The sequence below is a fragment of the Streptomyces sp. NPDC016677 genome, assembly GCF_055562815.1.
In genome coordinates, this window is sequence record NZ_JBVHEO010000009.1 from 87,121 (window position 1) to 111,417 (window position 24,297).

22 protein-coding genes are annotated in these 24,297 nt (G+C 72.4%); 2 read left to right on the forward strand and 20 right to left on the reverse strand.

Annotation, left to right across the window (positions count from 1 at the left end; all coding sequences use genetic code 11):
* Positions 1 to 3 precede the first annotated feature (3 nt).
* Together ACZ3IG_RS23535 and fmt are read right to left on the reverse strand one after the other, a co-directional pair.
* Complete coding sequence (locus ACZ3IG_RS23535) at positions 4 to 1,422, reverse strand: RsmB/NOP family class I SAM-dependent RNA methyltransferase (protein ID WP_467434476.1); 1,419 nt, start codon at positions 1,420 to 1,422, stop codon at positions 4 to 6.
* Positions 1,423 to 1,501: 79 nt separating this feature from the next.
* Positions 1,502 to 2,434 carry a methionyl-tRNA formyltransferase gene (fmt, locus tag ACZ3IG_RS23540; protein ID WP_467434478.1) on the reverse strand — a complete coding sequence of 311 codons (933 nt, stop codon included), beginning with the start codon at positions 2,432 to 2,434 and terminating at the stop codon, positions 1,502 to 1,504.
* Between the two features lie 305 nt (positions 2,435 to 2,739).
* On the opposite strand from fmt, the gene ACZ3IG_RS23545 reads away from it, so the two are divergent.
* Positions 2,740 to 3,285, forward strand: coding sequence for a hypothetical protein (locus tag ACZ3IG_RS23545; RefSeq protein ID WP_467434480.1), 546 nt, complete (start codon positions 2,740 to 2,742; stop codon positions 3,283 to 3,285).
* Between the two features lie 121 nt (positions 3,286 to 3,406).
* Here the strand turns inward: ACZ3IG_RS23545 and ACZ3IG_RS23550 are convergent, their stop codons facing one another.
* From ACZ3IG_RS23550 to pyrR, 14 genes are all read right to left on the reverse strand, one after another.
* Positions 3,407 to 5,566 carry a primosomal protein N' gene (locus ACZ3IG_RS23550; RefSeq protein WP_467434482.1) on the reverse strand — a complete coding sequence of 720 codons (2,160 nt, stop codon included), beginning with the start codon at positions 5,564 to 5,566 and terminating at the stop codon, positions 3,407 to 3,409.
* A 161-nt stretch (positions 5,567 to 5,727) separates the two neighbouring features.
* Entirely contained in the window at positions 5,728 to 6,936 is a 1,209-nt protein-coding gene (metK, locus tag ACZ3IG_RS23555; protein WP_437088682.1) for a methionine adenosyltransferase, read from the reverse strand.
* A gap of 240 nt (positions 6,937 to 7,176) precedes the next feature.
* A complete protein-coding gene (gene coaBC / locus ACZ3IG_RS23560) occupies positions 7,177 to 8,379 on the reverse strand; it encodes a bifunctional phosphopantothenoylcysteine decarboxylase/phosphopantothenate--cysteine ligase CoaBC (RefSeq protein ID WP_467434485.1) in 1,203 nt (400 codons plus the stop codon).
* 133 nt (positions 8,380 to 8,512) lie between these two features.
* Positions 8,513 to 8,785, reverse strand: coding sequence for a DNA-directed RNA polymerase subunit omega (gene rpoZ / locus ACZ3IG_RS23565; RefSeq protein WP_003988945.1), 273 nt, complete (start codon positions 8,783 to 8,785; stop codon positions 8,513 to 8,515).
* A gap of 65 nt (positions 8,786 to 8,850) precedes the next feature.
* Complete coding sequence (gmk, locus tag ACZ3IG_RS23570) at positions 8,851 to 9,444, reverse strand: guanylate kinase (protein ID WP_467434486.1); 594 nt, start codon at positions 9,442 to 9,444, stop codon at positions 8,851 to 8,853.
* 37 nt (positions 9,445 to 9,481) lie between these two features.
* On the reverse strand, positions 9,482 to 9,805 hold the full coding sequence (locus ACZ3IG_RS23575; protein WP_003977346.1) for an integration host factor: 324 nt from the start codon (positions 9,803 to 9,805) through the stop codon (positions 9,482 to 9,484).
* Between the two features lie 294 nt (positions 9,806 to 10,099).
* Positions 10,100 to 10,948 (reverse strand): orotidine-5'-phosphate decarboxylase, encoded by an 849-nt coding sequence (gene pyrF, locus ACZ3IG_RS23580; protein ID WP_467434488.1) that lies wholly within the window; start codon positions 10,946 to 10,948, stop codon positions 10,100 to 10,102.
* A complete protein-coding gene (locus ACZ3IG_RS23585; RefSeq protein WP_467434489.1) occupies positions 10,945 to 12,051 on the reverse strand; it encodes a quinone-dependent dihydroorotate dehydrogenase in 1,107 nt (368 codons plus the stop codon). The genes pyrF and ACZ3IG_RS23585 overlap by 4 nt, the downstream gene beginning before the upstream one ends.
* 71 nt (positions 12,052 to 12,122) lie before the next feature.
* Entirely contained in the window at positions 12,123 to 15,431 is a 3,309-nt protein-coding gene (gene carB / locus ACZ3IG_RS23590; protein ID WP_467434490.1) for a carbamoyl-phosphate synthase large subunit, read from the reverse strand.
* The gene (gene carA / locus ACZ3IG_RS23595; RefSeq protein WP_467434492.1) at positions 15,424 to 16,593 is read right to left on the reverse strand and encodes a glutamine-hydrolyzing carbamoyl-phosphate synthase small subunit; all 1,170 of its coding nucleotides are present in this window, start codon (positions 16,591 to 16,593) and stop codon (positions 15,424 to 15,426) included. The genes carB and carA overlap by 8 nt, the downstream gene beginning before the upstream one ends.
* The gene (locus ACZ3IG_RS23600) at positions 16,590 to 17,165 is read right to left on the reverse strand and encodes a PH-like domain-containing protein (RefSeq protein WP_467434493.1); all 576 of its coding nucleotides are present in this window, start codon (positions 17,163 to 17,165) and stop codon (positions 16,590 to 16,592) included. Before ACZ3IG_RS23600 ends, carA begins: the two co-directional genes overlap by 4 nt.
* Positions 17,162 to 18,448: a dihydroorotase gene (locus ACZ3IG_RS23605; protein WP_467434494.1), complete on the reverse strand. Its 1,287-nt coding sequence runs from the start codon at positions 18,446 to 18,448 to the stop codon at positions 17,162 to 17,164. The genes ACZ3IG_RS23600 and ACZ3IG_RS23605 overlap by 4 nt, the downstream gene beginning before the upstream one ends.
* A 5-nt stretch (positions 18,449 to 18,453) precedes the next feature.
* The gene (locus ACZ3IG_RS23610; RefSeq protein ID WP_467434495.1) at positions 18,454 to 19,434 is read right to left on the reverse strand and encodes an aspartate carbamoyltransferase catalytic subunit; all 981 of its coding nucleotides are present in this window, start codon (positions 19,432 to 19,434) and stop codon (positions 18,454 to 18,456) included.
* A 90-nt stretch (positions 19,435 to 19,524) separates the two neighbouring features.
* Positions 19,525 to 20,109 carry a bifunctional pyr operon transcriptional regulator/uracil phosphoribosyltransferase PyrR gene (gene pyrR, locus ACZ3IG_RS23615; RefSeq protein ID WP_467434496.1) on the reverse strand — a complete coding sequence of 195 codons (585 nt, stop codon included), beginning with the start codon at positions 20,107 to 20,109 and terminating at the stop codon, positions 19,525 to 19,527.
* Positions 20,110 to 20,417: 308 nt separating this feature from the next.
* On the opposite strand from pyrR, the gene bldD reads away from it, so the two are divergent.
* Positions 20,418 to 20,921, forward strand: coding sequence for a transcriptional regulator BldD (gene bldD / locus ACZ3IG_RS23620; protein ID WP_190206437.1), 504 nt, complete (start codon positions 20,418 to 20,420; stop codon positions 20,919 to 20,921).
* A gap of 139 nt (positions 20,922 to 21,060) precedes the next feature.
* Here bldD and nusB read toward each other — a convergent pair whose 3' ends face one another.
* The 4 genes from nusB to ACZ3IG_RS23640 all read right to left on the reverse strand — a co-directional run bounded on the left by nusB (position 21,061) and on the right by ACZ3IG_RS23640 (position 24,287).
* Entirely contained in the window at positions 21,061 to 21,489 is a 429-nt protein-coding gene (gene nusB / locus ACZ3IG_RS23625) for a transcription antitermination factor NusB (RefSeq protein ID WP_215167937.1), read from the reverse strand.
* A gap of 2 nt (positions 21,490 to 21,491) precedes the next feature.
* On the reverse strand, positions 21,492 to 22,058 hold the full coding sequence (gene efp, locus ACZ3IG_RS23630; protein ID WP_215167936.1) for an elongation factor P: 567 nt from the start codon (positions 22,056 to 22,058) through the stop codon (positions 21,492 to 21,494).
* Between the two features lie 65 nt (positions 22,059 to 22,123).
* Positions 22,124 to 23,230: an aminopeptidase P family protein gene (locus ACZ3IG_RS23635; protein ID WP_467434497.1), complete on the reverse strand. Its 1,107-nt coding sequence runs from the start codon at positions 23,228 to 23,230 to the stop codon at positions 22,124 to 22,126.
* A gap of 166 nt (positions 23,231 to 23,396) precedes the next feature.
* Positions 23,397 to 24,287, reverse strand: a complete 891-nt coding sequence (locus ACZ3IG_RS23640; protein WP_467434498.1) for a Pro-rich N-terminal domain-containing protein — start codon at positions 24,285 to 24,287, stop codon at positions 23,397 to 23,399.
* Positions 24,288 to 24,297 lie beyond the last annotated feature (10 nt).

Sequence of the window (24,297 nt, forward strand, 5' to 3'; positions counted from 1 at the left end):
GCGTCACGCGGTCCGGCGGATGAGCGCCAGATACATGGCATCGGTCCCGTGCAGATGCGGCCACAACTGCACGTCCGGCCCCTCGCCCAGCTCCGGCACCCCGGGCAGCAGCGGCCGGGCGTCGATCAGTTCGGCGCCGGGGACCTGCTTGAGCACGTCGGCGACGACGGCCCGGGTCTCCGCCAGATGCGGTGAGCAGGTCGCGTACCCGACGACCCCACCGACCCGCACCGCGTCCAGGGCGTTGCGCAGCAGCCCGCGCTGGAGCGGCGCGAACCCGTCCAGGTCCTCGGGCCTGCGCCGCCAGCGCGCCTCGGGCCGGCGGCGCAGGGCACCCAGCCCGGTGCACGGGACGTCGACGAGCACCCGGTCGAAGGTGCCGGGCCGCCACCCGGGCCGGGTCCCGTCGGCGGCGATCACCTGGTACGGCCCCGGATTGCCGGCCAGCGCCCTGGCCACCAGCCCGGCGCGGTGCGGCTGCTTCTCCGAGGCCAGCAGGAAGGCACCCCGCTCGGCGGCGAGCGCGGCGAGCAGCGCGGCCTTGCCGCCGGGGCCGGCGCACCCGTCCAGCCAGCGCCGGTCGGGCCCGTCGAGCGGCGCGCCCGCGACGGCGAGCGCGACGAGCTGGCTGCCCTCGTCCTGCACCCCGGCCCGGCCCTCCCGCACCGCCTCGACGGCCCCGGGCTCCCCGCCCTCGGTCAGCCGCACGGCATACGGCGACCAGCGCCCCGCCACGGCCGCCTCCTCGCCGAGCAGTTCCTCCGTCGTGGCCCGGCCGGGCCGGGCGACCAGCGTCACCTCGGGCCGCTCGTTGTCGGCGGCCAACAGTTCCTCGATGCCGGCCCGGGGGCCGCCGAGCGAGTCCCACAGCGCGGAGACGACCCACCGCGGGTGCGAGTGCACGACGGCGAGGTGGTCCTCGGGATCGTCGTCGTAGGGCGGCGCGACCTTGGCGATCCACCCCTGAAGATCGTCCCGCGCGACCTTCCGCAGCACGGCGTTGACGAACTTCGCCCGCCCGTCCCCGAGCACGACCCGCGCCAGCTCCACGGAGGCGGACACGGCCGCGTGACTGGGGATCCGCGTCCCCAGCAGTTGGTGCGCTCCCAGGCTCAGCACGTCCAGCACCGGCGGATCGACCTCGCGCAGCGGCCGGTCGACGCACTCGGCGATGATCGCGTCGTACGTCCCCTGCCGCCGCAGCGTCCCGTACACCAGCTCGGTGGCGAGCGCCGCGTCCCGCGCGTCGAAGTCGCCGTTCTCCCGCGCTTTGCGCAGCAGCGGCGGCAGCACCAGGTTGGCGTAGGCGTCCCGCTCGTCCACGGCGCGCAGCGCCTCGAAGGCGAGGATGCGGACGGGGTCCTTCTGGGGCCGCCGGTAGGGCTTGCCGGGCTTGCGGGGACGACGAGGCTGATCGCTCACGAAAAGGTGCTCCGGGTGTGGGAAGAGGTGCTTCCGTCAGCCTACGTCGGTCCGGGCACGGCCCCCTCCCGAGGTCGGCTCAGCCGCCCAGCCGCTCCCCGTCGGCGATCCGCACCCCGCGCGCCCAGTCCGCCGCCCGCATCGGCTTCTTGCCCTGCGCCTGCACCCACAGCAGCTCCACGGCGTACGAGCCGGTGCCGACGTACACGTTGTTCTTGCCGGCGCCGAGCTGCCCGGGGGGGAGATCCGTCCGGTCGGGCGCGGGCACCGCCTGCACCAGCTTGAGCCGCTCGCCGCGGAAGGTGGTCCAGGCACCGGGTGCCGGGGTGCAGCCGCGTACCACCCGGTCCACGCGCAGCGCCGGGGCGGTCCAGTCGACCCGGGCGTCCTCGACGGTGATCTTCGGAGCCAGGCTGACCCCCTCCGCGGGCTGCGGTACGGCCTTCAGGGTGCCGTCCTCGATGCCGTCCATGGTCGCGGCGAGCAGGCCGGCGCCCGCGAGGGCGAGCCGGGTCAGCAGGTCGCCGCTGGTGTCGGTGGGCCGGACGGTCTCGGTGAGCGTGCCGTAGACCGGCCCGGAGTCGAGGCCCTCCTCGATGAGGAAGGTGGAGGCGCCGGTGATCTCGTCGCCGGCCATGACGGCATGCTGTACCGGGGCGGCGCCCCGCCAGGCGGGCAGCAGCGAGAAGTGCAGGTTGACCCAGCCGTGGACCGGGACGTCGAGCGCGACCCGGGGCAGCAGGGCGCCGTAGGCGACGACGGGACAGCAGTCGGGCCCGATCTCCCGCAGCCGCTCCAGGAACTCGGGGTCGCGCGGCTTGGCGGGCTTGAGCACCTCGATCCCGGCCTCCTCGGCCCGTTCGGCCACGGGCGAGGCGACCAGCCGGCGCCCGCGCCCGGCCGGCGCGTCGGGCCGCGTGACGACGGCGGCCACCTGGTGCCGCTCGGAGGCGATCAGGGCGTCCAGGGCGGGGACGGCGACCTCGGGGGTACCGGCGAAGACCAGCTTCATGAGTGGGACGGGCCTCTCGGGCGGGAACGGTCGGCAAGCAGCGCACCAGTCTACGAGGCGGACCACCGCGGGCCGCCGACGGCGCCCGGCCCCACCAGCGACGCTCACCTCTTGACCGACTGGAAACAGTGGTGCGCGGTCGGGAGAAGCCCTCGTAGACCGAAGGCGAAGGGGGCGCACACAACAACCCCCCACGCCCCACCCCGTGACCCGCGGAGCGATCCCGCGTTGGTCAAGAAAGAGTTGACCACACGGGTCGCCCGCGCGGCCCGATTCCCCTCAACGCCGGTTCGAGAGGCTTGTTCATGGCCGACCACGCAACCCACGACGCCCAGGCTCGGGCCAGCCTGCACCTGCTGGTGCGGGACATCGAGCGGGTCCGCCGGCAGGTGGACGCGCTGCGCACGCTCACCGCCCAGCTGGGCAACGTCTACCGCCCGCGCCGCTCCGGCCCCTCCACGGGCTTCGTCGTCTACGGGCGCGCCCCCGCGCCGACGGTCCGTCTCGCCCAGGAGCTGCGGGACAGCGTCGAGACCCTGGTCACGGCCGCCGTGGACTTCGACCGCTCGCTCGGCTTCTCGTGGGACGCGGTGGGCTCCGCCCTCGGGGTCACCAAACAGGCGGTGCACCGCCGGTACGGCGCGCGCCGCGCCACCGCCCAGCCCACCCCGGCGCAGCCCGAGCACACCCCGGAGGCCCCGGGCTCCCGCACGGTGAACGTGGGCGCGGGCATCTCCCCCGTCCCCACGGTCCCCGCCGCCCGCTCCATGCCGACCCAGCCGACGGCGGGCAGCCCCGTGCTGCGCGAGGACCCCAGGCCCACCGCCTTCCCCGGCCCGCGCAACGGCTGACCGGCGCACCTCCCCCGCTCTCTGCCCTCCCGCCTCCTTCCGGGAGGGCAGCGGTGTTTGTCTCCCCCTGTTCATCTCCCCCCAGTCCGTTCCCCTTGGGGCCGCGACGCCTCCTCCCCCCTCACCCGATGTCGGGCGGATCGACCCGCACCCATACCCGCGTCGCGCCGTTGCCACCCCCACGCGCCGTCCGGGCGGCCTGCGCGGCCTTCAGCGCCGAGGTCAGCGCCGCCCCGCGCCCGGGCGGCACCCGCACCAGGGCCCGCTCCCACTGCTCCCCGGGCGGCGGTGCCCCCGGCCGCCGCGCCCGGCCCACGGCGGTGACCGGCAGCGGAACGGGGCCCAGCACCTCGGCCTCGCCCGGCAGTTCCACCGCGCCCAAGAACTCCGCCACCGCCTCGGCCGGTCCGGAGACGGCGGCCATCCGCGACACCGGCGGAAAGCCCAGTTCGGCCCGCTCCCCCAACTCCCGCACGGCGTGGCCGACGGGGTCCCACCGCACCAGCGCCTGCACCGGTCGGAGCGTCGGCTCGGCGACGACGACCACGGTGCCGCCCGCCGACTGCGGCCGGACCAGTGCGGCCGCCGCGATCCAGCGCCGCAGCGCGTCCTCACCGGCCCGCAGATCGGGCCGGCCGAGCATGGCCCAGCCGTCGAGCAGCAGCGCCGCCGCGTACCCGCCCTCGGCGACGGGCTCGGCGCCCGGCGTGCTGACGACGAGCGCGGGCGCCCCCGGCACCGTGTCCAGCACATGCTCGCGCCCGGAGGTGCGCACCGGTACGGCGGGAAAGGCCCGCCCCAGTTCCTCGGCGGTGCGTCGCGCCCCCACCACCTGGGCGCGCAGCCGGAACGACCCGCACTCCGGGCAGTGCCACCCGGCCTCCTCCCGTCCGCACCACCCGCAGCGCGACGCCGCCCCGCCCTCCTGCCCCTCCAGCGGCCCGGAACAGTGCCGGCACCGCGCCGGCGCCCGGCAGACGGCACACGCCATCCGCGGTACGTAACCGCGCCGGGGCACCTGCACCAGTACCGGCCCGTGCCGCAGCCCGTCCCGGACGGCCTGCCAGGCGAGGGTCGGCAGCCGGGCGGCCCGGGCGGCCTCGTCCCGGGCCAGGTCCTGGTCCCCGACGGTCCGCACCAGCGGAGCGGCGGCCCGCAGGTGTTCACGGCCGGCGACCAGCGGCCTCGCCCAGCCGCTCTCCACGAGCTGGGCGGCCTCCACGGTGCAGCTCCAGCCGCCCAGCAGGAAGGCGCACCCGTGCTGGGCCGCCCGCAGCAGCAGCACCTCACGCGCGTGCGGCTGCGGGGCGTGCTGCTCGCTGTGGCTGTCGTCGCCGTCGTCCCACAGGGCGACCAGTCCCAGATCCCGGACCGGGGCGAACATGGCCGCGCGGGTCCCGATCACGGCCCGTACGGAACCCCTCCGTACCGCCAGCCACTGCCCGTACCGCTTCTCGGACCCGGCGTCGGCGGTGAGGACCGCGTGCCGTCCTTCCCCCAGTACGCCGGTCAGCGCGGCGTCGAGCCGGGCGACCGCCCGCCCGTCCGGCAGGACGACGAGCGCTCCCCGCCCGGAGGCCAGGGCCGCCGCGACCGCACGGGCCAGTTCCTCGGCCCACCCGGGTCCCGGCAGCGCGTTCCACACGGCGCGCGGTGTGCCGCCCGAGGCCAGTGCCGCCAGGAAGGCGGGTCCGTGCGCGTATCGCTCCCAGGAGCCGGCCGCCGGCGCGGGCGGCGGGGGCAGCGGGTCGGGCGAGGCCCGCCGCTCGGCCCGCGCGTTGCGCGGCGGTACGGCCAGCTGGAGCACATCGGCGAGGCTGCCCGCGTACCGGTCGGCGACGGCCCGCGCGAGCCCGAGCAGTTCCTCCCCGAGCACCGGCTCGGGCGAGACGACCTGCGCCAGCGCGGCCAGCGGCCCGGAGTAGTCGGAGTCGGCCCGCCGCTCGACGAGGAAGCCGTCGATGAGTCCGCCGCCCTCGCGCCGCCCGTCCCTGACCCGGCCCCGCCCGGCCCCGAACCGCACCCGCACCCGCACCCCGGGCTGCGCGTCGGCGTCCAGTTCCTCGGGCACGGCGTAGTCGAAGTACCGGTCCAGGTGGAGCACGCCCTTGTCGACCAGCACCCGCGCGACCGGCAGCTCGGGGGCGAGCGCCGCCCCGCGCCAGGTCCGCGGCTTGGCCCGGGGCACGGCGGCCTTGCGCACGCTCTCCCGGATGAGCGCGAGCTGCTCGGGCGGCGCACCCTGCGCGCCGCCGCCCGTCCGCTCGTTCTCGCTGCTCACACCTGCATTCTTACCAAAGCCCACTGACAGCCGACGGCGGCCGGTCACCGGTCGCCGGTCACCGCTCCCGAACAGTCCGGCAGCAGTCCGGGACACAGCGAGGCCCGGCGCCCCGAAAGGGTCGCCGGGCCTCGTGCGAGACGGATGAGACCGCCGTGGGCCTACAGCCCCGTGGCCTTGCGCAGCGCCTCGACGCGGTCCGTGCGCTCCCATGTGAAGTCGTCCAGCTCACGGCCGAAGTGGCCGTACGCCGCGGTCTGCGAGTAGATCGGGCGGAGCAGGTCGAGGTCGCGGATGATGGCGGCCGGGCGGAGGTCGAAGACCTCGTCGATCGCCTTCTCGATCTTCTCGTGGTCGACCTTGGCGGTGCCGAAGGTCTCCACGAACAGGCCGACCGGCTCGGCCTTGCCGATGGCGTAGGCGACCTGGACCTCGCAGCGGGAGGCGAGGCCCGCGGCGACGACGTTCTTGGCGACCCAGCGCATCGCGTACGCGGCGGAGCGGTCGACCTTGGACGGGTCCTTGCCGGAGAAGGCGCCGCCGCCGTGGCGGGCCATGCCGCCGTAGGTGTCGATGATGATCTTGCGGCCGGTCAGGCCGGCGTCGCCCATCGGGCCGCCGATCTCGAAGCGACCGGTGGGGTTCACCAGCAGGCGGTAGTTCTCGGTGTCGAGCTTGATGCCGTCGTCGAGCAGCGCCTTCAGCTCCGGCTCCACGACGAACTCGCGGATGTCGGGGGCGAGCAGCGACTCCAGGTCGATGTCGGAGGCGTGCTGCGAGGAGACCACGACCGTGTCGAGACGGACGGCCTTGTCGCCGTCGTACTCGATGGTGACCTGCGTCTTGCCGTCGGGGCGCAGGTAGGGGATCGTGCCGTTCTTGCGGACGTCGGAGAGGCGCTTGGACAGCCGGTGGGCCAGGAAGATCGGCAGCGGCATCAGGGTCGGCGTCTCGTCGGAGGCGTAGCCGAACATCAGGCCCTGGTCGCCGGCGCCCTGCCGGTCCAGCTCGTCCTCGTCGCCCTCGACGCGGTTCTCGTAAGCGGTGTCGACGCCCTGCGCGATGTCGGGCGACTGGGCCCCGATCGACACCGAGACGCCGCAGGAGGCTCCGTCGAAGCCCTTCTTGGAGGAGTCGTAGCCGATCTCCAGGATCTTCCCGCGGACCAGGGTGGCGATGTCGGCGTAGGCCTTGGTGGTGACCTCGCCGGCCACGTGCACCAGGCCGGTGGTGATCAGGGTTTCGACGGCGACCCGGGAGGTCGGGTCCTCGCGCAGGAGCGCGTCGAGAATGGTGTCGCTGATCTGGTCAGCGATCTTGTCGGGGTGGCCCTCGGTCACGGACTCCGAGGTGAACAGGCGACGGGACACAACGCTCCCTGGGGTTGCAGCGGCTGCTGGCTGATCATGGTCGGACGGCACGGGGAGCTGCACCCGGCGACGTCCGTGAACAGTTTATCGGTCGCACTCGGTCGCGGGCCCACCCGTCTCGACTCTCAAGAAGGCTGTGACCTGCGGCACCCGCATTGTGCCCAATGAGCTGCGGCCTTGGCCAGGGCCGCCACGGACGAATGTACGGGGAGCGAGTGGGGCGAGAGGCGGACGGGACGGTCATGCCAGCCGCCCGGCCACCAGGTCCCACACGGTGTCGGCCAGGGCCTCCTTCGGCCCGTGCGGTACGGGGGTCTCGGTGCCGTCGGAGCCGAGCACCACGGCCTCGTTCTCCTCGGCGCCGAACGTCTTGCGCTCCCCCACCTCGTTCACCACCAGCAGGTCGCACCCCTTGCGCTTCAGCTTGGCGCGCCCGTTGGCCAGGACGTCGTCCGTCTCGGCCGCGAACCCGACGATCACCTGTCCGGGGCGGGCGCGGCCGGCGGAGATCTCCGCGAGGATGTCCGGGTTGCGCACCAGGGTGAGGGGCTCGGGCTCCTGACCGTCCCGCTTCTTGATCTTCCCGGTCGCGTAGGACGCGGGGCGGAAGTCCGCGACCGCCGCCGCCATCACCACCGCGTCGGCGTCCGGCAGGGCGGCCAGCACCGCCTCGCGCAGTTCCACGGCCGTTCCGACGGGGACCACGTCCACGCCGGCCGGGTCGGGCAGCGAGGCGTTGGCCGCGACCAGGGTCACCCGGGCGCCCCGGGCGGCGGCGGTGCACGCGAGGGCGTAGCCCTGCTTGCCGGAGGAGCGGTTGCCGAGGAAGCGGACCGGGTCGAGGGGCTCGCGGGTGCCGCCGGCGCTGACGACGACGTGCCGGCCGGTGAGGTCCGGCGCGCGCACGCCCCGGGCGAGTACGCGGCGGCACGCCTCGAAGATCTCGGCCGGGTCGGGGAACCGGCCCTTGCCGGTGTCGACGCCGGTGAGGCGGCCGACGGCGGGTTCGATGACGACGGCGCCGCGGCGGCGCAGCGTCGCCACGTTCTCCTGGGTGGCCGGGTGCTCCCACATCTCGGTGTGCATGGCGGGGGCGAAGACGACGGGGCAGCGGGCGGTGAGCAGCGTGTTGGTGAGGAGGTCGTCGGCGAGGCCGTGGGCGGCCTTGGCGAGCAGGTCCGCGGTGGCCGGGGCGACCACGACGAGGTCGGCGTGCTGGCCGATGCGGACGTGCGGCACCTCGTGGACGTCGTCCCACACCTCGGTGGAGACCGGGTGGCCGGACAGGGCGGACCAGGTGGCCGCGCCGACGAAGTGCAGCGCGGAGGCGGTGGGGACGACCCGGACGTCGTGCCCCGACTCCGTGAACCTGCGCAGCAGCTCACAGGCCTTGTACGCGGCGATGCCGCCGCTGACCCCGAGCACGACCTTGGGCTTGTCCACCGTCTCTCCCGACCTTGAGGAACGTACGCCCCCATCACACACCACAGGCCCGGCAGCCGTGCTGCCGGGCCTGTGGATAAGTCAGCGTGAAGCTGAAAATACTACTGCCTGCTGTCGCTGCGCCAGGCCGCTGTTACTGCGCCGGGCCCTCGACGGCCTCGGACGTCAGCAGCCCCGCGTTGATCTCGCGCAGCGCGATCGAGAGCGGCTTCTCGTGGACGTGCGTGTCGACGAGGGGACCGACGTACTCGAGGAGGCCCTCGCCGAGCTGCGAGTAGTACGCGTTGATCTGGCGGGCCCGCTTGGCCGCGTAGATCACGAGGCTGTACTTCGAGTCCGTGGCCTCGAGGAGCTCGTCGATCGGCGGGTTGATGATGCCCTCGGGCGCGGAGATGGAAGAGGACACGCTCTACCTTCCGATGGATGGGAAAGATTCAGTCGCAGAGATCGAGTCTCAGTGACCGGTAACGGTCACACGACGTTCGTCAAGGCTAGCAGCTCGCGCGCCACGTCCTCGACGGAGGTGTTGACCAGGGTGTTGTCGAACTCCGGCTCGGCCGCCAGCTCGATCCTGGCCGCCGCGAGACGGCGTTCGATCACCTCGGGCGGCTCCGTGCCCCGGCCGGTGAGCCGGCGCACCAGCTCCTCCCAGGAGGGCGGGGCGAGGAACACCAGCTGGGCCTCCGGCATGGACTCGCGCACCTGCCGGGCGCCCTGGAGATCGATCTCCAGCAGGACCGGTTCCCCGGCCTCCAGCCGCTCCAGCACGGCCGCGCGCGGCGTGCCGTAGCGGTTGCCCGCGAACTCGGCCCACTCCAGCAGCTCGCCGTTGGCGATCAGCTTGTCCATCTCCTCGTCGGTGACGAAGAAGTAGTGGACTCCGTGCCGCTCGCCGGGGCGCGGCCGACGGGTCGTCGCCGACACCGAGAGCCAGACCTCGGGGTGTTCCTTGCGCATATGAGCGACGACCGTGCTCTTGCCGACCCCCGAGGGGCCGGAGAGCACGGTCAGCCGCGGACGTGATTCCGGGGGTACGGGGGTCGTCCCCCGGGGTGTTGCAGCCATGCGGCGATTATTCCAGCAATACCGGGGTGGTCCGGACTCAGCTGCCGGTGCTGCCGAACTCGCGCTCCAGGGAGGCGATCTGGTTGGAGCCGAGGCCACGCACGCGACGGCTCTCGGAGATGCCCAGTCGCTCCATGATCTGCTTGGCGCGGACCTTGCCCACGCCCGGCAGGGACTCGAGGAGGGCGGAGACCTTCATCTTGCCGATGACGTCGTTCTCCTGGCCCTGCTTGATGACCTCGTGGAGGGAGGCGCCGGAGTGCTTGAGTCGATTCTTGACCTCGGCCCGCTCCCGGCGAGCCGCGGCGGCCTTTTCGAGCGCGGCTGCGCGCTGTTCAGGGGTAAGGGGCGGAAGAGCCACGCCTACGTCACCTCGGATGTCGAACTGTCGGATACGGACCGGTGAGGAACCTAGTCGCCCCACACCAGGGGAGCTACGAGCAACACGCTTGCCCGTTGACTCTTCCCGGAGACTAGCGGTCAAGACCGCAAGAGTCAGCGAGAACAGCGGAAAAGTCCTGGTCAGCCTCTGCGAGGACGGACATTTACCACATACTGCCTCGGATTTGAGGATGTATCCAGGCTCAAGCGGTCCCGGACCCCGCCCGACGGGACCGCTCGGTGAGCACCAGGAATGCGGCGAGAGTCACACCCGTCACACCGCGGCCACCGCGGACCGGATCTCCTCGGCGAACCGGTCCGCGGACGCGCGCAGCGCACTGATGTCCGGTCCGTGACGAAGGACACCTCGGCTGACGTTCGGCACCACGTTGCGCACCGCCGGCCCGAAGACCCCGGGCAGATCGGCCGGCGTGGCCCCCTGGGCGCCGATGCCGGGCGCGAGCAGCGGGCCGTTGACGTCCAGGTCGTACGAGGAGAGGTCGCCGAGCGTGGCACCGACCACCGCGCCGAACGAGCCGAGGGGCTCCTCCCCCGCGTTCTCGGCCGCGAGGTGGGCCAGCACCGTCGCGCCGACGCTCCGTCCGTCGCCCCGTACCGCGTGCTGGACCTCGGCGCCCTCCGGGTTGGAGGTCAGCGCCAGCACGAACAGGCCCGTGCCGTGCTCGCGCGCCATGTCGACGGCCGGCTTCAGCGAGCCGTAGCCGAGGTACGGCGAGACCGTCAGCGCGTCCGAGAACAGCGGGGCGTCCCGGTGCAGGAAGGACTCGGCGTACGCGGCCATGGTCGAGCCGATGTCGCCGCGCTTGGCGTCCATGACGACCAGCGCGCCGGCCGCCCGGGCCTCCTCGACGGACTTCTCCAGGACGGCGACGCCGCGGGAGCCGAACCGCTCGAAGAAGGCGATCTGCGGCTTCAGGACGGCGACCCGGTCGGCCACCGCCTCCACCACCGTGCGGCTGAACCGCTCAAGGCCGGTGACGTCGTCGCCCAGGTCCCACTCGGCGAGCAGGGAGGCGTGCGGGTCGATGCCCACGCACAGGGGGCCGCGTTCGTCCATGGCACGGCGCAGCCGCGCGCCGAAGGGCTCCGTCATGCGGGTCATCGGGGCTTCCTCACATCGGCGCCGACCGCGTCGGCGAGGGTGGCGTAGGGGCTCTGGCGCAGGCGCGCGGCGAGTCCCTTGTGGATCGCCCGGCTCCAGAACGGGCCCTGGTAGATGAAGGCGCTGTAGCCCTGCACCAGCGTGGCACCGGCCAGGATGCGCTCCCAGGCGTCCTCGGCGGTCTCGACGCCGCCGACCCCGACCAGGGTGATCCGGTCGCCCACGCGCGCGTACAGCCGCCGCAGCACCTGGAGGGAGCGTGCCTTGAGCGGGGCGCCGGACAGGCCGCCGGTCTCCTTGACGACGGAGAGCGCGGAGGTCAGGCCGAGACCCTCGCGGGCGATGGTGGTGTTGGTGGCGATGATGCCGTCCAGCCCCAGTTCCACGGCGAGGTCGGCCACCGCGTCGACGTCCTCGTCGGCGAGGTCGGGCGCGATCTTCACCAGGAGCGGCACCCTGCGGGTGGTGACCACCCGGTCGGCGGCCTCGCGGACGGCGGTCAGCAGCGGGCGCAGCGCCTCGGTCGCCTGGAGGTTGCGCAGGCCGGGCGTGTTGGGCGACGACACGTTGACGACCAGGTAGTCGGCGTACGGCGCGAGGCGCTCGGCGGACTTCACGTAGTCGCCGGCGGCCTCCTCCTCGGGGACGACCTTGGTCTTGCCGATGTTGACGCCGACCACGGTCCGGAAGACGGGCTCGCGGGTGGCCAGGCGGGCGGCGACGACCCGGGAGCCGTCGTTGTTGAAGCCCATGCGGTTGATCAGCGCGCGGTCGGGGACGAGACGGAACAGCCGCTTCTGCGGGTTGCCGGGCTGCGGCTCCCCGGTGACGGTGCCGATCTCGACGTGGTCGAAGCCGAGCATCGCCATGCCGTCGATCGCGACGGCGTTCTTGTCGAAGCCGGCGGCGAGGCCGAAGGGGCCGTGCATGCGCAGGCCCAGGGCCTCGGTGCGCAGTTCCTGGTAGCGGGGGGCGAGCACGGCGGCGACGAAGGTGCGCAGCACGGGGACGCGGGCGGCCAGCCGGATCCAGCGGAAGGCGAGGTGGTGGGCGCGCTCGGCGTCCATCCGTTTGAAGACGAGGGAGAAGAAGGTCTGGTACATGGTGGTGTGGTGTCCTCGGGAAGAGCCTCATGAAGAGGGGGACACCGTTTCCGGTGTCCCCCTCGGGGCTGCTAGTCGCGGGCCGCAGTCAGGAATTCCGCGTGTTCCTGGAGCGATCGGACGCCCACGTCGCCGTGGTTGAGGGCGTCGATGCCCTGGACCGCGGCGGCGAGCGCCTGGACGGTCGTCAGGCACGGCACGGACCGCGCCACCGCCGCCGTACGGATGTCGTAGCCGTCGAGGCGGCCACCGGTGCCGTAGGGGGTGTTGACGATGAGGTCGACCTCGCCGTCGTGGATGAGCTGGACGATGGTCTTCTCGCCGTTCGGACCGGTGCCCTCGGACTGCTTGCGGACCACCGTGGCGTCGATGCCGTTGCGGCGCAGGACCTCGGCGGTGCCGGAGGTGGCGAGCAGTTCGAAGCCGTGCCCGACCAGCTCGCGGGCCGGGAAGATCATCGAGCGCTTGTCGCGGTTGGCGACCGAGATGAAGGCGCGGCCCTTGGTGGGCAGCGGCCCGTACGCGCCCGCCTGCGACTTGGCGTACGCCGTGCCGAAGACGGAGTCGATGCCCATGACCTCGCCGGTGGAGCGCATCTCCGGGCCGAGGACCGTGTCGACGCCGCGGCCGTGGATGTCCCGGAAGCGGGACCACGGCATCACGGCCTCCTTGACGGAGATCGGCGCGTCCAGCGGCAGCTCGCCGCCGTCGCCGGTGGCCGGGAGCAGGCCCTCGGCGCGCAGCTCGGCGATGGTCGCGCCGAGCGAGATGCGGGCGGCGGCCTTGGCCAGCGGCACCGCGGTCGCCTTCGAGGTGAAGGGCACGGTCCGGGAGGCACGCGGGTTGGCCTCCAGGACGTAGAGGATGTCCCCGGCCAGCGCGAACTGGATGTTGATCAGGCCGCGCACGCCGACGCCGGCGGCGATGGCCTCGGTGGAGGCGCGCAGCCGCTTGATGTCGAAGCCGCCCAGCGTGATCGGGGGCAGGGCGCACGCCGAGTCGCCGGAGTGGATGCCGGCCTCCTCGATGTGCTCCATGACGCCGCCGAGGTACAGCTCCTCGCCGTCGTACAGCGCGTCGACGTCGATCTCGATCGCGTCGTCCAGGAACCGGTCGACCAGGACCGGGCGGGACGGGCTGATCTCGGTCGACTCGGCGATGTAGGACTCGAGGCGGCTCTCGTCGTAGACGATCTCCATGCCGCGTCCGCCGAGGACGTAGGAGGGGCGGACCAGGACCGGGTAGCCGATCTCGTCGGCGATGGCCTTGGCGCCGGCGAAGGTGGTGGCGGTGCCGTGCTTGGGGGCGGGCAGGCCGGCCTCCGCGAGGACCCGGCCGAAGGCGCCGCGGTCCTCGGCGGCGTGGATCGCCTCGGGCGGGGTGCCGACGATCGGTACGCCGTTGTCCTTGAGCGCCTGGGACAGGCCCAGCGGGGTCTGGCCGCCGAGCTGGACGACGACGCCGGCGACCGGGCCGGCCTGCTGCTCGGCGTGGACGATCTCCAGGACGTCCTCCAGGGTGAGCGGCTCGAAGTAGAGCCGGTCGGAGGTGTCGTAGTCGGTGGAGACGGTCTCCGGGTTGCAGTTGACCATCACGGTCTCATACCCGGCGTCGCTGAGCGCGAAGGAGGCGTGGACGCAGGAGTAGTCGAACTCGATGCCCTGGCCGATGCGGTTCGGGCCGGAGCCCAGGATGATGACGGCCGGCTTCTCGCGCGGCGCGACCTCGGTCTCCTCGTCGTAGGAGGAGTAGAAGTACGGCGTCTTCGCGGCGAACTCGGCGGCGCAGGTGTCGACCGTCTTGTAGACCGGGCGGACGCCGAGCGCGTGCCGCACCTCGCGGACGACGTCCTCGCGCAGGCCGCGGATCTCGGCGATCTGCTGGTCGGAGAAGCCGTGCCGCTTGGCCTCGGCGAACAGGTCGGCGGTCAGCTCGGGGGCGGCGCCGATCTCGTCGGCGATCTCCTTGATGAGGAAGAGCTGGTCGACGAACCAGGGGTCGATCTTCGTGTGGTCGAAGACCTCCTCGGGGGTGGCGCCCGCGCGGATGGCCTGCATGACGGTGTTGATCCGGCCGTCGGTGGGCCGGACGGACGCCTCCAGCAGTTCCCGCTTGTCGCCGGGGTCGCCGACGAAGGTGAACTGGCTGCCCTTCTTCTCCAGGGAGCGCAGCGCCTTCTGGAACGCCTCGGGGAAGTTCCGGCCGATGGCCATCGCCTCGCCGACCGACTTCATGGTCGTGGTCAGCGTCGAGTCGGCGCTCGGGAACTTCTCGAAGGCGAACCGCGGCGCCTTGACGACCACGTAGTCGAGGGTCGGCTCGAAGGAGGCCGGGGTCTCCTGCGTGATGTCGTTGGGGATCTCGTCCAGCGTGTAGCCGACGGCCAGCTTGGCGGCGATCTTGGCGATCGGGAAGCCGGTCGCCTTGGAGGCGAGCGCCGAGGAGCGCGACACGCGCGGGTTCATCTCGATGACGATGACCCGGCCGTCCTCGGGGTTGACGGCGAACTGGATGTTGCAGCCACCGGTGTCGACGCCGACCTCGCGGATGATGGCGATGCCGACGTCGCGCAGCACCTGGTACTCGCGGTCGGTGAGCGTCATGGCGGGCGCGACGGTGATCGAGTCGCCGGTGTGCACGCCCATGGGGTCGAAGTTCTCGATGGAGCAGACGACCACCACGTTGTCGTGCTTGTCGCGCATCAGCTCCAGCTCGTACTCCTTCCAGCCGAGGATGGACTCCTCCAGGAGCACCTCGGTGGTCGGGGAGAGCGTGAGGCCCTGCCCGGCGATGCGGCGCAGCTCCTCCTCGTCGTGGGCGAAGCCGGAGCCGGCGCCGCCCATGGTGAAGGAGGGACGGACGACGACCGGGTAGCCGCCGAGCGCCTCGACGCCGTTGAGGACGTCCTCCATGGAGTGGCAGATGTAGGAGCGGGCGGACTCGCCGTGGCCGGTCTTCTTGCGGACCTCCTCGACCACGTTCTTGAACAGGTCGCGGTCCTCGCCCTTGTGGATCGCCTCGACGTTGGCGCCGATCAGCTCGACGCCGTACTTCTCCAGCACTCCCTGCTCGTGCATGGAGATCGCGGTGTTCAGGGCCGTCTGGCCGCCCAGGGTGGGCAGCAGGGCGTCGGGGCGCTCCTTGGCGATGATCTTCTCGACGAACTCGGGGGTGATCGGCTCGACGTAGGTGGCGTCGGCGATCTCCGGGTCGGTCATGATCGTCGCCGGGTTGGAGTTCACCAGGATGACGCGCAGGCCCTCGGCCTTGAGCACGCGGCACGCCTGGGTGCCGGAGTAGTCGAACTCGGCGGCCTGCCCGATGACGATCGGGCCGGAGCCGATGACCAGGACGGACTGGATATCGGAGCGCTTAGGCACGCTGGCCCTCCATCAGAGAAACGAAGCGGTCGAACAGGTAGGCGGCGTCGTGCGGCCCCGCGGCCGCCTCCGGGTGGTACTGGACGCTGAAGGCCGGCCGGTCCAGGAGCTGGAGCCCCTCCACCACGTTGTCGTTGAGGCAGACGTGGGAGACCTCGGCGCGGCCGTAGGGGGTGTCGGAGACCTTGTCGAGCGGGGCGTCGACGGCGAAGCCGTGGTTGTGCGCGGTGACCTCGACCTTGCCGGTCGTACGGTCCTGCACCGGCTGGTTGATGCCGCGGTGGCCGTACTTCAGCTTGTACGTGCCGAAACCGAGCGCACGGCCCAGGATCTGGTTGCCGAAGCAGATGCCGAACAGCGGAGTGCCGCGCTCCAGGACCGCCCGCATGAGGGCGACCGGGTGGTCGGCGGCGGCGGGGTCGCCGGGGCCGTTGGAGAAGAACACGCCGTCCGGCTGGACCGCGTAGATGTCCTCGACGGTCGCGGTGGCCGGCAGGACGTGCACCTCGATGCCGCGCTCGGCCATGCGGTGCGGGGTCATGCCCTTGATGCCGAGGTCGATCGCGGCGACGGTGAACTCCGCGCTTCCGAGCGGGACGGCTTCGCCGTCGGGGCCGATCGCGGGGACGACGTACGCCTCCTGGGTGGCGACCTCCTCGAAGAGGCTCGCGCCCTTCATCTGCGGCTGTTCCCGCACGCGCGCGAGGAGCGCGGCGTCGTCGGCGAGGGCGTCGCCGGAGAAGACGCCGGCCCGCATGGAGCCGCGCTCGCGCAGGTGGCGGGTGAGGGCGCGGGTGTCGATGCCGGAGATGCCGACGACGCCCTGGCGGGTCAGCTCGTCGTCCAGGGAGCGCCGGGAGCGCCAGTTGGACGGCACGCGCGCGGGGTCGCGCACGACGTAGCCGGAGACCCAGATGCGCCGGGACTCGTCGTCCTCGTCGTTCCAGCCGGTGTTGCCGATCTGGGGGGCGGTCGCCACGACGATCTGCCGGGCGTACGACGGGTCGGTCAGGGTCTCCTGGTAGCCGGTCATGCCGGTGGAGAAGACGGCCTCGCCGAAGCTCTCCCCCACGGCCCCGTAGGCACGGCCGCGGAAGACCCGGCCGTCCTCCAGGACGAGTACTGCGGGAGTCTTGCCGGCTCCCTTGGTGGAGGTCGTCATCGCGCGCCTTCCGTTTCCCTCTTGTTGATCATGTCGTTCAGGGTGTCGACCCACTCGTTGTGCTCGGCCGCGTGGTCGGAGCGGAAGCCGGAGTCGATCAGTTTGCCGCCGTGTTCCCAGGTCAGGACCAGCAGTCCGCCCTCGGTGAGGACCTTGCCCGCGATGCCCTTGTCGAGCCGGGCCTCGCGCAGGGCGGCGGCCGGGACGAAGAAGTCGGTGGCGCCGGGGCGTACGACGTCGACTCCCGCGTCCGTGAGCGTCAGCTCGGCCCGGCTACGAGTGCCCAGACCGCGGGCCACGATGCGGTCCAGCCACTGACCGGCGGTGGTGGAGCCGTGGTAGCGGCCACTCATCGACAGCACAGCCGGTCTCGCCGGGCCGGGCTCCTCCGGCGCGGTGGGCAGCTCGGGCAGGTCGCCCTGGAGGGTGCCGCGCCACTTCCAGCCCTCGCGCATCAGCCAGTAGACGAGCGCGACGAACAGGGCGAGGCCGACGACCCAGCCGATGCGGGCGGCCCAGTCGGTCACTTCCGCCGATTGCTTCTCGGCGGCCAGCAGGATTACAGGTGTCACGTGAGCTTCCCGTCGACGAGCGTGGCCTTGCCCCGCAGCCACGTGTGCGTCACACGGCCCGGCAGCTCGCGCCCCTCGTAGGGGGTGTTGCGGCTGCGCGAGGCGAAGCCCGCGGGGTCCACCCGGCCACGGTATTCCGTGTCGACGAGGGTGAGGTTGGCGGGCTCACCTGCCGAGACGGGACGGCCCTGGCCGGCTGCCTGTCCGATCTGCGCGGGCTTGACGGACATCCGGTCGGCGACGCCGGCCCAGTCCAGCAGACCCGTGTCCACCATGGTCTCCTGCACCACTGACAACGCGGTCTCCAGGCCGACCATGCCCATGGCTGCGGCGGCCCACTCGCAGTCCTTGTCCTCGTGCGGGTGCGGGGCGTGGTCGGTGGCGACGATGTCGATCGTGCCGTCGGCGAGCGCCTCGCGCAGCGCCATGACGTCACGCTCGGTGCGCAGCGGCGGGTTCACCTTGTAGACCGGGTTGTAGGACCGGACCAGGTCGTCGGTGAGGAGCAGGTGGTGCGGGGTGACCTCGGCGGTGACCTGGATGCCGCGGGACTTGGCCCAGCGGACGATCTCGACGGACCCGGCGGTCGACAGGTGGCAGATGTGGACGCGGGAGCCGACGTGCTCGGCGAGCAGGACATCCCGGGCGATGATCGATTCTTCGGCCACCGCGGGCCAGCCGCCGAGCCCCAGCTCCGCGGAGACGACGCCCTCGTTCATCTGGGCGCCCTCGGTGAGGCGCGGCTCCTGGGCGTGCTGGGCGACGACGCCGTCGAACGCCTTCACGTACTCCAGGGCGCGCCGCATGATCACCGCGTCGTGGACGCACTTGCCGTCGTCGGAGAAGACGGTGACGCCGGCCGCGGACTCGTGCATGGCGCCCAGTTCGGCGAGCTTGGCGCCCTCCAGGCCGACCGTGACGGCGCCGATGGGCCGTACGTCGCAGTAGCCGGACTCGGTGCCGAGCCGCCAGACCTGCTCGACCACGCCCGCCGTGTCGGCGACCGGGAAGGTGTTGGCCATGGCGAACACGGTGGTGTAGCCGCCGGAGGCCGCCGCGCGGGTGCCGGTCAGGACCGTCTCGGAGTCCTCGCGGCCGGGTTCGCGCAGATGCGTGTGCAGGTCGACCAGGCCGGGCAGGAGCACCTTCCCGGCCCCCTCGACGACCTCCGCGCCGTCGGCGGCCAGGTCCCGGCCGACCGCCTCGATGGTCTCGCCGTCGATCAGTACGTCCTGCGGCTCGCCGCCGAGCACCTTCGCACCACGGATCAGGATCTTGCTCATGGGTCTTACTTCTCCTCAGTGCGGATCGGGGCGGTCTGGGCGGGCTCGTTGCCGCCGAGCAGCAGGTACAGCACGGCCATGCGGATGGAGACGCCGTTGGCGACCTGCTCGACGACGGTGCAGCGGTCGGAGTCGGCGACCTCGGCGGTGATCTCCATGCCGCGGACCATGGGGCCGGGGTGCATCACGATGGCGTGCTCGGGCATCTTCGCCATGCGGTCGCCGTCGAGGCCGTAGCGGCGGGAGTACTCGCGCTCGGTCGGGAAGAACGCGGCGTTCATCCGCTCGCGCTGCACGCGCAGCATCATCACGGCGTCGGACTCGGTGAGCGTGGAGTCGAGGTCGTAGGAGACCTCGCAGGGCCAGGTGTCGACGCCGACCGGCAGCAGGGTGGGCGGGGCGACCAGGGTGACCTGGGCGCCGAGGGTGTGCAGCAGGTCGACGTTGGAGCGGGCGACGCGGCTGTGCAGGACGTCGCCGACGAGCGTGACGCGTTGCCCGTCGAGGTCCTTGCCGAGCCCGGCGTCCCGGCCGACGAGGCGGCGGCGCATGGTGAAGGCGTCGAGGAGGGCCTGGGTGGGGTGCTGGTGGGTGCCGTCCCCGGCGTTGATCACATGGGCGTCGATCCAGCCGGAGGTGGCGAGCCGGTACGGGGCTCCGGAGGCGCCGTGCCGGATGACGACGGCGTCGACGCCCATGGCTTCCAGGGTCTGGGCGGTGTCCTTCAGGGACTCGCCCTTGGAGACGCTGGAGCCCTTGGCGGTGAAGTTGATGACGTCCGCGGACAGCCGCTTCTCGGCCGCCTCGAAGGAGATGCGGGTCCGGGTGGAGTCCTCGAAGAAGAGGTTGACGACGGTACGACCGCGCAGGGTGGGCAGTTTCTTGATCGGCCGGTCGGCGACCCGGGCCATCTCCTCGGCGGTGTCGAGGATCAGGACGGCGTCGTCGCGGGTGAGGTCGGCGGCCGAGATGAGATGACGCTGCATCTGTCAGGCTCCGTAAGGCAGTTCATTCGGGAGGTTTCGGGCAGCTCGGCGCATGCGTGGGCACGCCGAAGCGGCCCTGCGCCCGAGGTGCTACCGGTCGGTCTTGGCGCCGAGCAGCACGGTGTCGCGACCGTCCTCCTCGGCGAGCAGGACCTTGACCGTCTCCCGCAGCGACGTGGGGAGGTTCTTGCCGACGTAGTCGGCGCGGATGGGGAGTTCGCGGTGGCCTCGGTCGACGAGGACGGCGAGCTGGACCGCGCGCGGCCGGCCGATGTCGTTCAGGGCGTCGAGGGCGGCGCGGATGGTGCGGCCGGAGAAGAGGACGTCGTCGACGAGGACGACGAGGCGGCCGTCGAGGCCGTCACCGGGGATCTCCGTGCGGGCCAGCGCACGCGGCGGGTGCATGCGCAGGTCGTCGCGGTACATGGTGATGTCGAGCGAGCCGCAGGGGACCTTGCGCTCGGTGATCTGCTCCAGCTTCGTGGCGAGCCGGCGGGCGAGGAAGACGCCCCGGGTCGGGATGCCGAGGAGCACCACGTCGTCGGCGCCCTTGGCGCGTTCGACGATCTCGTGGGCGATACGGGTCAGTACGCGCGCGATGTCGGGGCCTTCCAGCACGGGCCGCGCGGCGGACGGTGAACCGGGCTGGGCGTCCTGCTTGTCCTGCTTGTCCATGGGAAACGGACCTCCTTCTCCGCCTCACGGGACGGACCTTAAAGGACGTCGGATTTGCGCCGTCCACGGTAGCAGGTGCCGACCGGCACCCTCACCGCACCCCGTCGCCACCCCGATCGCACCCCTGTCACCCCATCGGAGTACCTCCGTCACTCGCATGGCCTAACGTGTGGCCATCGGCCCGGAAGAGCCGGTGCGGACCGTTCGGCTTGACGCGGCAGAGTAACGCTGCGTAACCTCACAGTGAGTTACCAGCCGCGCGGCAGGAAACCGAGCCCGTCGCGTCGACACAGTGTCCGGGGAGCCATATGTCCAGCGAATACGCCAAACAGCTCGGGGCCAAGCTCCGCGCCATCCGCACCCAGCAGGGCCTTTCCCTCCACGGTGTCGAGGAGAAGTCCCAGGGCCGCTGGAAGGCCGTCGTGGTCGGTTCGTACGAGCGCGGCGACCGTGCCGTGACCGTGCAGCGCCTCGCCGAGCTGGCGGACTTCTACGGCGTTCCGGTGCAGGAGCTGCTTCCGGGCACCACCCCCGGCGGCGCCGCCGAGCCGCCGCCGAAGCTGGTCCTGGACCTGGAGCGGCTGGCCACGGTGCCGGCCGAGAAGGCGGGCCCCCTCCAGCGCTACGCGGCGACGATCCAGTCCCAGCGCGGTGACTACAACGGCAAGGTGCTCTCGATCCGCCAGGACGACCTGCGCACACTCGCCGTGATCTACGACCAGTCGCCCTCGGTCCTCACCGAGCAGCTGATCAGCTGGGGCGTCCTGGACGCGGACGCGCGCCGCGCGGTGGCGTCCCACGAGGAAGTCTGAACACCGCCCGTACCAGCAGAAACGTGCCGCCGGGGTGGCCGGAACCAGTCGGTTCCGGCCACCCCGGCGGCATGTGCGGGGCCTCAGGGGCGCGGGTCACCTCACCCGGTCGGCGCAGCCCCTCGGCGCCCCTCTCCGGTCAAGCTCGCCGCAGCGTCGGCTTCAGCTCCTTGAGCCGGCCCAGCAGCCCGTTGACGAACGACGGCGACTCGTCGGTCGAGAACTCCTTCGCCAACTGCACCGCCTCGTCGAGGACGACGGCGTCCGGCGTCCCGTCGACCCAGATCAGCTCGTACGCGCCGAGGCGCAGGATGTTGCGGTCGACGACCGGCATGCGGTCGAGCGTCCAGCCCACCGCGTACTGGGCGATCAGCTCGTCGATACGCGTCGCGTGCTCCGCGTACCCCTCGACCAGCTCCATCGTGTACTCGCTCACCGGCGGCTGCCGGGTGTCGGACCGGGAGTGCCGTACCCAGTCCGCGAGGACGGTCAGGACGTCGGCGCCGCGCTGGTCGCCCTCGAAGAGGATCTGGAAGGCGCGCTTGCGGGCCGTGTTGCGGGCGGCCACGGTTAGCTGTTCACCCGGCCGAGGTAGTCGCTGCTGCGCGTGTCGACCTTGATCTTCTCACCGGTGGTGATGAAGAGCGGGACCTGGATCTGGTGACCGGTCTCCAGGGTGGCGGGCTTGGTGCCGCCGGTGGAGCGGTCGCCCTGGACGCCGGGCTCGGTCTCCTGGACGGTCAGCTCGACGGCGGCGGGCAGCTCGACGAAGAGCACCTCGCCCTCGTGCTGGGCGACGGTGGCCTCGAAGCCCTCGATGAGGAAGTTGGCGGCGTCACCGACGACCTTGCGGTCGATGTGGAGCTGGTCGTAGGTCTCCATGTCCATGAAGACGAAGTAGTCGCCGTCCATGTACGAGAACTGCATGTCGCGCTTGTCGACAGTGGCCGTCTCGACCTTGACACCGGCGTTGAAGGTCTTGTCGACGACCTTGCCGGAAAGCACGTTCTTGAGCTTGGTGCGCACGAAGGCCGGGCCCTTGCCGGGCTTGACGTGCTGGAACTCGACGACGGACCAGAGCTGGCCGCCTTCGAGCTTGAGCACCAGGCCGTTCTTGAGGTCGTTCGTGGAAGCCACGGTTGCGGAATCTCCTGGACTGGACTGTGACGTGGACGACCCCGGGGCAAGCGCACAGCGCGAGGCTAGAGCGCGAGCAGCTCCTTGGTCGTGATGGTGAGTAGCTCGGGTCCGCCGTCCGCCTCGGGGCGTACGACGAGCGTGTCATCGATCCGGACACCGCCCCGGCCGGGGAGGTGGACCCCCGGTTCGACGGTGACCGGCACACAAGCGTCCAGTTTACCCATGGCCGCCGGGGTCATTTGAGGGTCCTCGTCGATTTCGAGTCCGACGCCGTGGCCGGTGCGCACGGGGAGGTGCTCGGTGAACCCGGCGGAGTCCAGTACCTGGCGGGCCGCGCGGTCCACGTCACGGTGGGCGGCGCCGGGCACCAGGGCCTCGCGGCCGGCCCGTTGCGCGGCGAAGACGAGGTCGTACAGCTCGATCTGCCAGTCGGCGGGCGAGGTGCCGATGACGAACGTACGGCCGATCTCGCAGCGGTAGCCGCGGTAGGTGGCGCCGAGGCAGACGGAGAGGAAGTCGCCCTCCTCCACCCGCCGGTCGGTGGGCCGGTGACCGGGACGCCCGGAGTTCGGTCCGGTCCCCACCGAGGTGGGGAAGGCCGGGCCGTCGGCGCCGTGGTCGACGAGGCGGCGTTCCAGTTCCAGGGCGAGGTGCCGCTCGGTGCGGCCGACGAGGATGGATTCGAGCAGCTCGCCGAGGGCCTGGTCGGCGATCTCGGCGCCGATGCGCAGGCAGGAGATCTCCTCCTCGTCCTTGACCACCCTCAGCTGTTCGACGGCCTGGCCCAGGTCGGCCAGGCGGAGCCGGGGAGCGACGGAGCCGATGGCGCGGTGCCGGGCCACGGTGAGGTGGTGCTCCTCCACCGCCAGGGAGTCGGCGCCCTGGGTCACGGCGAGGCCGCCGGCGGCGACGGCGGGGTCGGCGCCGACACCGGGCAGGACCCGCAGCCGCAGGGTCTCGTCGGGCCGTCCGCCGGTGGGACGGTCGTCCGGGGGCTCGCCGCACAGCAGCAGGTCCTCGGTGGCTCCCAGCAGCAGGACGGCACCGCGCGGGGCGGCACCGGCGAGATAGCGCACGTTGGCGGGCCGGGAGACCAGCGCCGCCGCGCTGCCGCCCGCATTGCAGCGTTCACGTAGGCGCGTCCGGCGGGCCGCGTACACCTCTGACATGAGCCGAGCGTAAGAGCTGCGCTCGGGGGGCGCCGCTCAGGAGAGGCCGAGTGGGCGGTGGGGGCGCCCGCCGTCCAGTGGGAGGGGCGGGTGTGGTGTGCCGGCCGGCGGCCGGTGGGGGCCGGGCGCGCGGTCGCCCGCGCCCCTTCCGCCGGCGCCCCCTGCGTCACCAGCTCGGTGGGCTCGCTATCGAGCGGGTCAGTACGTCGTCCAGGACGCGGGCCGTCTCGGGGACGTCGATCTGGGAGTTGTCGATGATCGGCAGGCCGGAGCCGTACCAGCCGGCCATCCGGCCGTGGATGCGGGCGACCTCCTCGTCGGTGAGGCGGCGGTTGCCCGCCCGCTCGGCGTTGCGCTCCAGGACGACGTCCAGGCCGGGCAGCAGGACAACGGGGAGCAGGCCGGGCCCGACGTGCCGTTTCCAGCCGCCGAGGCCGACCACCGGGCGGTCGGGGAAGACGGCGTCGTCGAGGATGCAGGAGATGCCGTTGGCCAGGAAGTTGCGCGCGGCGAAGCCGCAGGTGCGGCGGGCCAGGCGGTACTGCGCCTCGGAGTGGTCGTTCCACCCGGACTGCGGGTCGGCGAAGCCCGAGCGGACCCACTCACGCACGTCGTCGAGGCTGATGTGGGCGGTGGGCACCCGGCGGTGGTCCGCCCAGTACTTGGCGACGCTGGTCTTGCCTGCGCCGGCCGGGCCGATCAGCAGTACGGCCAGGACGCTGGTCGCCGGGTCGGAGGCGGCGGCCGGGACGGGCGGGACGCTGGGCGCGGTCACGGGCGGGCCGGGGGGCAGCGGGACGTGCCCGGTGGCCTCCGGCGGGGGCGGGGTGCGCTGCGCGGTGGGAGCGTGCTGGGGCGGCGGGGCGTGCGGCGGGATGGGCGGGGCGGCCGGGGGCGGGCCCGGGTAGCCCGGTGCCGGGGGCGGCGGCACGGGGGCGGACGCCCGGTGCGCTCCCGGGGGCGGTTCCGGGTGATGTGCGGCCGGTGACCAGCCGGCGGCCGGTCCGTGCCCCGGCTGGTGGGGCGGCGGCAGCGGAGAACCCACTGCGTGCTGCATCCGGTGCCAC

Coding starts and splice junctions, on each gene's coding strand:
- fmt (WP_467434478.1), bottom strand. CDS start 2,434: ATGAAGCTGGTCTTCGCCGGTACCCCCGAGGTCGCCGTCCCCGCCCTG.
- ACZ3IG_RS23545 (WP_467434480.1), top strand. CDS start 2,740: ATGGCCGACCACGCAACCCACGACGCCCAGGCTCGGGCCAGCCTGCAC.
- gmk (WP_467434486.1), bottom strand. CDS start 9,444: ATGGCTGCAACACCCCGGGGGACGACCCCCGTACCCCCGGAATCACGT.
- pyrF (WP_467434488.1), bottom strand. CDS start 10,948: ATGACCCGCATGACGGAGCCCTTCGGCGCGCGGCTGCGCCGTGCCATG.
- ACZ3IG_RS23585 (WP_467434489.1), bottom strand. CDS start 12,051: ATGTACCAGACCTTCTTCTCCCTCGTCTTCAAACGGATGGACGCCGAG.
- carA (WP_467434492.1), bottom strand. CDS start 16,593: ATGACGACCTCCACCAAGGGAGCCGGCAAGACTCCCGCAGTACTCGTC.
- ACZ3IG_RS23605 (WP_467434494.1), bottom strand. CDS start 18,448: ATGAGCAAGATCCTGATCCGTGGTGCGAAGGTGCTCGGCGGCGAGCCG.
- ACZ3IG_RS23610 (WP_467434495.1), bottom strand. CDS start 19,434: ATGCAGCGTCATCTCATCTCGGCCGCCGACCTCACCCGCGACGACGCC.
- pyrR (WP_467434496.1), bottom strand. CDS start 20,109: ATGGACAAGCAGGACAAGCAGGACGCCCAGCCCGGTTCACCGTCCGCC.
- bldD (WP_190206437.1), top strand. CDS start 20,418: ATGTCCAGCGAATACGCCAAACAGCTCGGGGCCAAGCTCCGCGCCATC.
- ACZ3IG_RS23635 (WP_467434497.1), bottom strand. CDS start 23,230: ATGTCAGAGGTGTACGCGGCCCGCCGGACGCGCCTACGTGAACGCTGC.
- ACZ3IG_RS23640 (WP_467434498.1), bottom strand. CDS start 24,287: ATGCAGCACGCAGTGGGTTCTCCGCTGCCGCCGCCCCACCAGCCGGGG.